Source organism: Chryseobacterium barbadense (assembly GCF_042849955.1).
Lineage (GTDB): Bacteria > Bacteroidota > Bacteroidia > Flavobacteriales > Weeksellaceae > Chryseobacterium.
The window spans coordinates 1-6,855 of sequence record NZ_BAAFHL010000083.1 but is presented as its reverse complement, the minus strand read 5'-3'; the positions used below and the strand labels follow the sequence as shown (position 1 = coordinate 6,855).

The 6,855-nt window shown below is 40.9% G+C and carries 8 protein-coding genes; all 8 read right to left on the bottom strand.

Annotated elements, in window-relative coordinates:
* On the bottom strand, positions 1–442 hold a 442-nt coding region (locus ACGHIN_RS15950), incomplete at its 3' end, for an FAD-dependent oxidoreductase (RefSeq protein WP_390455760.1).
* A 60-nt stretch (positions 443–502) separates the two neighbouring features.
* A complete protein-coding gene (locus ACGHIN_RS15945) occupies positions 503–679 on the bottom strand; it encodes a hypothetical protein (RefSeq protein ID WP_390455758.1) in 177 nt (58 codons plus the stop codon).
* Between the two features lie 86 nt (positions 680–765).
* Positions 766–2,235, bottom strand: coding sequence for an alpha-amylase (locus ACGHIN_RS15940; RefSeq protein ID WP_390455755.1), 1,470 nt, complete (start codon positions 2,233–2,235; stop codon positions 766–768).
* 3 nt (positions 2,236–2,238) lie between these two features.
* Complete coding sequence (locus ACGHIN_RS15935; RefSeq protein ID WP_390455752.1) at positions 2,239–2,991, bottom strand: SDR family oxidoreductase; 753 nt, start codon at positions 2,989–2,991, stop codon at positions 2,239–2,241.
* Positions 2,992–2,996: 5 nt separating this feature from the next.
* Positions 2,997–3,794 (bottom strand): SDR family NAD(P)-dependent oxidoreductase, encoded by a 798-nt coding sequence (locus ACGHIN_RS15930; RefSeq protein WP_390455749.1) that lies wholly within the window; start codon positions 3,792–3,794, stop codon positions 2,997–2,999.
* A 5-nt stretch (positions 3,795–3,799) separates the two neighbouring features.
* Positions 3,800–4,300 (bottom strand): CinA family protein, encoded by a 501-nt coding sequence (locus tag ACGHIN_RS15925; protein ID WP_390455746.1) that lies wholly within the window; start codon positions 4,298–4,300, stop codon positions 3,800–3,802.
* Between the two features lie 47 nt (positions 4,301–4,347).
* Complete coding sequence (locus ACGHIN_RS15920) at positions 4,348–5,514, bottom strand: zinc-dependent alcohol dehydrogenase (RefSeq protein WP_390455743.1); 1,167 nt, start codon at positions 5,512–5,514, stop codon at positions 4,348–4,350.
* 49 nt (positions 5,515–5,563) lie between these two features.
* A partial coding sequence (locus ACGHIN_RS15915; RefSeq protein WP_390455740.1) for a catalase occupies positions 5,564–6,855 on the bottom strand: 1,292 nt, incomplete at its 5' end.

The following is a 6,855-nucleotide window of genomic DNA, read 5'->3' as shown; positions in this document are numbered from 1 at the left end:
CCTTCAAAATGGCTTCCACCATATCATCCAACTGCTTGGCCTGTTTTTCATCCAGAGCAAAAAGATAAGCGGTTTTTTTTTCGAAATCGCATGGAATATTGAACTGAGAAACATTGGATTCTATAATACGCATAGCATCTTTTCCGGCCTCTGCAAGCAATTTAGCCTGATCTAGTCCAAAATCACTGATTGCCTGTGCATAGGTGGTATCAAAGAAATCATTCAAATGAGCAGTAGTTCCTCCAGTGGTCCCAAAGCCAATGTTAGAGGCTTCAATGAGGATGCATTTTTTTCCGGATTGCTGTAGTTTCAGGGCAGTAGATACTCCGGTAAATCCGCCACCGATAATGGCAATATCAAATGGCTGATTTAAATCTGTGGTTGAAGAAAATCTTTTGATTTCCTCCTGCCATATGCTTTTTCTGGCTCCGTCTCTGTACATGGTCTTTATTTTTTAAATTATCCGAATGTAGTTTCAAAGCCCGGAAAATTGGTTCAGGCTTTAATGTTTAATCAAGACTGTGTCATTTTCTCTTCTTTCTGAGTCTTCGTTATCGGCGATAGTCCGCGCTGAGCTTTCTTTTGGCTCCGGGGTTTCTTCATCCTCCGGCTCGCATTTACATGCCGTGGAAAAAGAAAGATATAAGAAACCTAACATAATTATAGCAGTTGTTTTCATAATTCTTTTTTAAATAAATTTCAATATATTAAAATAACAATTTTATTAAAACTAATTATAGTATATTGAATATTTTTAATAATTATTTATTGTTTCGTCCATACACTTACGGATTTCGAATTAACAAGAAAAACACCTTTGCCATTTTCGTCCAGCGTTACGGTATCGCTTCTTTGATGCAAGAAATCCGTATATTGCGCATGAGCATGTTCCGCCCCCAACTCTATTTCCTTGTAACCTTCTTCACTGTTGGATATGACGACAACACAGCCCGAATGTTCATGATCACCTGTTCTTACCCAGGCAATGCAGTTAGAATGGTCGAAATAATCTATCTGTTCTCCGTAGGCAAACTGCTGTCTTACCTGTAATAAAGCGGGTAACGTTTCTACCTTGGGAATGGTTACGTTTACTTCCTTATCATCCTGAATTTCGGTGTATTCGGCTCCGTAAAGGTCCGGGTAGAAAACACACGGATATGCTTCTTTCGAAAGCAGGATAATGGCATAAGCCATAGGCTTGAACCAGTCTCCAACGGCAGATTCCAGGGATTGGAATTGCTGGGTATCATGGTTTTCAACAAAAGAAACAGAAAACAGAGGATTGTCTTTTAAAAAGGTGTTTTCCAGGATCTTCGTGAGATCATAATCTTTACCTTCCCGGGAAGCTGTAAAAAAATTATAATGAAGCGGAGCATCAAAACATGATAAAAGATTGTCCATCCTGTCAAAAAAATCGGATATTTTGCCTGCCTCATCTTTCCAGAACTCACCCAGCACGAAGCAATTAGGGTCTATTTCTGTTTTAATGTATGAAATCCAGTCCTTCAGAAAATCCGAAGAGATATGCTTTAAGGCATCCAGCCGTATACCATTCACTTTGGTTACATCGAGGTACCATTTGATCCAGTTTTTCAGCTCCTGGACGACATGGGGATTGCGGTACTCCACATCTGCTCCCATAAGATAATCATAATTACCGAACTGATGGCTTACCGCGGCGTTCCATTCCGTACCATACTCGTTATGAATTTTGAAAACGCCTTTTATTTCTTCTTCATCTTTATGGATGACATCTATCCCGCTGAAGCATTGATGATCCCAGATAAATTCTGAATATTTTCCGTTTCTGCCGGGAAAGGTGAATTTGGTAAAAGCATTCGCCGTGAATGGTTCTCCCAACATTTCATTCCGGTTTTCTTCGTTTACCCGGTGTATGGTGATTTCTTCCATTTCATCTCCTCCCATCCTATGATTTAAAACAATATCCGCATAGACGGACATCCCGGATTCCTGGGCTTTTTTTATGGCATTCAGATATTCCTCTTTGGTCCCGTATCTTGTGGGGATTCCGTCTTTTTGGTCAAACTCTCCCAAGTCATACAGATCATATACGTCATACCCCCTGCCTTCTATCCCCAGATCACATTTGTTAGCCGGAGGGAACCATACGGCCGTAAAGCCAAGATTTTTCAGGTATTCTGATTGTTCTATAAATTCTTTCCACAGGTTAGCAGGATGATACCAATGGAAAAATTGAATGATTGTACCGTTCATATTTTATCCGTTAACAATTAAACCTCCGTTAGGATGAATCACCTGCCCGGTAATTTGGGCGGCATCATCAGAGACCAGGAATAAAAAGCTTGGTGCAATTTCTTCCGTGGAAGCATTCCGCTGTAAAGGCGGTTTGCTTTCATCTTCTTCTTCCTCTCCGAATGTTTCTTTTGTTAATGGGGTAGCTACCGGTCCGGGGGCAACCGCGTTTACACGGATTCCTTTCTGCTTCGCCTGTAACGCCAGAGAACGGGTGAAAGAAACAATTGCGCCTTTGGTTGCTGAATAATCCAATAGTTCAGGGTGACCCTGATAAGCTACTGCAGAAGTTGTATTGACGATACTTCCCCCCTCCTTTAAATAAGGAAATACAACTTTTGTCAGCAGAATCATTCCTACAATATTGGAGTTAAAAGTTTTCCTGATATTTTTTTCTTCAAGATGTTCAATATTGTCTGAAGGGAACTGTACTCCGGCATTATTAATCAAGATGTCAATTTTCCCTAATTCCGAAATTACCTTTTCAACGGTTTGTTCGCAAAATTCATAGTCATTGATGTCGCCCTGAAAAAGAATGCATTTTCTGCCCAACGCTTTAATTTCATTTTTCGTTTTTTCAGCGCTTCCGTCGTCATCATGATAAATAATGGCGATATCTGCTCCTTCTTTAGCGAAAAGTAGAGCCGTTGATTTGCCTATCCCGCTATCAGCACCTGTAATTAAGACTGATTTGTCCAATAATTTTAAACCTGCCATATTATCTATTTTTCAGTTACCGGTTTTTGCATTTCTCCCATTCTGTGGGCAGCCATGCTGTCTGTTGAAATATTGATCATTGCAGCATTCAGCTTGTTTTTTATTCCTGAAATCACCTTGTCATCACCATTCATTAAAGCATTAAATCCGTCTATGGCTACTTCTTCCGGTGAGCCGAGGTTATCTTTATCCTCCAGGATTTTACTTTTGTTCATATCAGCTTTATTAAAGAAATCAGTATCCGTTGGTCCAGGCAAAAGCGCTGTAACCGTAATTCCTGTTTCTTTCAATTCTTCCCGAATGGCTTCGGACCAGGATAGAATAAATGCTTTGGTACCATGATACACCGAATGCCATGGACCCGGAGCTTTGCTGGCAATGGAAGACAGGTTCAGGATTTTTCCGGAACCTTGTGGAAGTCGGTCTTTAATAAACAATTTGGTTAATATGATGACTGAAATAATGTTGAGATTAATGATATCGACCTCTCTGTGAATATCTGTATCCTGAAATTTTCCATATACTCCCTGTCCGGCATCATTAACGATGATTTCAGGGCTTATCCTGTTCTGCTTAAGTTCTGAATATAGCGAATAGGCCTCCTCCTGCAGAAATAAATTCTTTGAAATGCAGATGACATTCACACCGTATTTTTTAAATTCTTCCGCCTTGTTATTCAGGTCTTCATGATTTCGGGCTACAATCACAAGATCATATCCGTTTTTGGCAAACAATTTCGCCAGTTCGTATCCGATTCCGCTTGTTGCTCCCGTAATCAGGGCATATTGATTTTTACGTTCCATAGTCTCTACTTTAATATTAATAGTTTGTTCATTTCACTTTTAAAGCACCCCAAAATGAATTCCGTATAATATAACTGGGCATTCAGAGCTTGGGTTTTGGGGTGCAATTCAAGTTTTTTCGTAAGAACGATTTCGCCCTTATAGGCAAAAGAGAAATAAGCAAAAATTTTATATGAAGAGTTTCGTATGGGAGTGCAATATCCTGTAGTGGCAATAGACCAGTCGGTTTTAAACAGCTTTGCAACGTTTAATGCCATGGTTTCAGCAATATTTTCTGAAACACAGTCGCATTCTTCTGCTTCCGATCTGTCGACATTTAAAAGCCTTACTTTTTCCGGTAACGAATAAGCTGTGATTCCACCCTTATAAAACATGGATGCATTGGGCATTTGTGAAAAAGCGAGCTGCAGTAAACCGGAGGTAACACTTTCAGCAATGGAAATGGTTTCATCTGTGGTCATTAATGACTGGCTTATATATTCCAGGAGATTTTTTTGAAATTCCATGATGTGTATATTTAAAGTGATGGGTTAAAATTATTTTGATATGGCAATTATTTCCACGGATCAAGCACTACTTTTACGCATCCGTCTTCTTTTTTATTAAAGATTTCATATCCTTTGGCAACGTCATCTATGGATAACCGATGGGTAATGATATCATCCAGCGTAACACGTCCGGATTGCACATGATCCATCAGTTGATCTATAATGGGATGCACATTGCACTGTCCGGCTTTGATGGTAATGCCTTTGTCAAAGATTTGTCCCAGTCTGAAGTTGTCGTAATTGACTGGGTACACACCTAAAATGGAAACAATTCCACCTCTTCTTACGCTGCTCATGCAGGCTTCCAGGACTTTAACTGATCCTTTTTCGAAATTCAGAACGGCTTTGGCCCGGTCTAAGAGGTTTCTTTCAGGTTCAAAACCAACGGCATCGATGCAAAGATCCGCACCTCTTCCCTCCGTCATCTCTCTGATTTGTTCAATGGTCGTTTCTGCATCCTCCCATAAAATAGTTTCGCATCCTGTCAGTCTCTTAATCTGGTCGAGCCTGTACTGTAAAGTATCAATAACGATCACTTTTTGGGCATTATGCAGGATAGCACTTTTGGCAGACATGGAACCTACAGGTCCAGCTCCGAAGATGGCTACTGTTTCGCCACCTTTTAATTCTCCCCACATCACCCCGGTATATCCTGTGGGAAAAATATCCGTAAGGAATAAAACCTGTTCGTCGGTAAGGTTGTCAGGTACTTTTCTGGGCCCGAAATGAGCATAAGGAACTCTTACATATTGAGCCTGTCCGCCATTGTATCCACCGTATAGATCGGTATAGCCAAATAATGCGCCTCCCTTTTGGGTGAAGATCCCGCCTTCCGGACCATAATAATCCGGGTTGCTGTGTTCGCATGCCGTAGGGAGGTCATGCTGGCAAAAATAGCATCCGCCACAGGCAATGGGAAAAGGGATTACTACACGGTCGCCAACTTCAAGGCTGATAATGTTTTTACCTTTTTCTTCAACAATTCCCATAAATTCGTGCCCCATGACCATAGGTCTTGCCTGTGGAATTCCGCCCGAATACATGTGAAGATCACTGCCGCAAATGGCCGTAGAAGTTACTCTGAGGATAATATCATTAGCATCCTGAATTGCCGGATCGTCCACCGTATCGCAGGTGATGGTACCGGGAACGTGAAAAACTGCTGCTTTCATAATTTTAATATTTAAAGTGGTCGTGGTGGTGTGAAGGGTATTTAATTATTTAAGCATGGGTATTTCGTTCCAATTCAAGATCCCATACCCTGTGTTTGGAAATGGCATCTATGAACTGTTCTTCAGGGGTATTTTCCATAGTGGTAATAATAGCCGGGTCCTCATGTTTTCTTAAGCTTACATTGCTGCTTTTGTAGAGCATATCTGTTTCTGCACCAAAATAAATGGCTTTGCAATGTTTATAAGCTTCGTTGATAAAATGCAGTACCAAATGTTTGTTTTCAGGAATCAACAGCTCCTTGGTGGAATTTTCCCCGGAAGCAATAAATAAGGCATCAAAGCATACGCTTGCAGTACTTGTAAGAGAATGTTTTGGAACTATAAGAGTGCCGTCACTGGTTGCCACGGGAGCTAAGCTTGGAGCGATAACTTCTACTACGGCTCCTGCTTCTTCAAGTTTGTTTTTCAAGCCGGTAATAGCTGTCGTATCTGCTCCGTTTCCCATTATAAAGCCTATTTTTCGACTTTTAATGGTGTTTTTGATTGTGTTCTGCATGCTTAGCGCTTCGGAGGTTTTGGTATGAGGTTCTCTTTCTTCGCTTTGCAATTCTATAATATTGGCATCAGCTGGGAGGCTTTGATTAGGCCAGTCCGGCTTTTTGACTTCCAGCCCCAGTTTTTCAGCAACTTTCTGTGCTAAAACCCTATCAATAAAAGCGAGCTGACCTACCATTCTTTCCCGTATTTCAGGAATGGTTACTTTTGATAATTCGAAAATAAGCGCATTCTGAAGATGCATTTTTTCAGGTGTCGACTGGCTATTGTAAAATAATTTTGCCTGAGAATAATGATCTACAAAGCTTTTGCTTCGTTCTCTCACCTTGCTTCCGGAAACTCTTTCCTGATGAGAGGCAAATCCGCCTTCCTGCATCATGGCCTGAAAAGGGCAACCTCCTCCGATTGAATTGGGCTCATAGCTTACTTTGCCTTTTACGATCTGTTGTCTCATGTGTCCATCACGCTGGTTGTTGTGAACGGTATTGACGGATCTGTTGATTGGGATTTCATGGAAATTGGGCGAGCCCAGTCTGGACAGCTGAGTGTCTGTATATGAAAATAATCTTCCCTGCAATAATGGGTCATTACTAAAATCTATACCGGGTACCAGATGCCCGGGATGAAATGCAATCTGCTCTGTTTCTGCAAAAAAGTTATCAGGATTTTTATTTAAAGTTAAGGTCCCTATCAATTCTACCGGGACTTCTTCTTCAGGGATGATTTTGGTAGGGTCAAGAAGATCAAAATCAAATTTGTGTTCATCTTCTTCGGGAACGACTTGTA

Excerpts from the sequence above, each read along its gene's own strand:
- ACGHIN_RS15945 (WP_390455758.1), bottom strand. The coding sequence starts at position 679 with ATGAAAACAACTGCTATAATTATGTTAGGTTTCTTATATCTTTCTTTT.
- ACGHIN_RS15940 (WP_390455755.1), bottom strand. The coding sequence starts at position 2,235 with ATGAACGGTACAATCATTCAATTTTTCCATTGGTATCATCCTGCTAAC.
- ACGHIN_RS15935 (WP_390455752.1), bottom strand. The coding sequence starts at position 2,991 with ATGGCAGGTTTAAAATTATTGGACAAATCAGTCTTAATTACAGGTGCT.
- ACGHIN_RS15930 (WP_390455749.1), bottom strand. The coding sequence starts at position 3,794 with ATGGAACGTAAAAATCAATATGCCCTGATTACGGGAGCAACAAGCGGA.
- ACGHIN_RS15925 (WP_390455746.1), bottom strand. The coding sequence starts at position 4,300 with ATGGAATTTCAAAAAAATCTCCTGGAATATATAAGCCAGTCATTAATG.
- ACGHIN_RS15920 (WP_390455743.1), bottom strand. The coding sequence starts at position 5,514 with ATGAAAGCAGCAGTTTTTCACGTTCCCGGTACCATCACCTGCGATACG.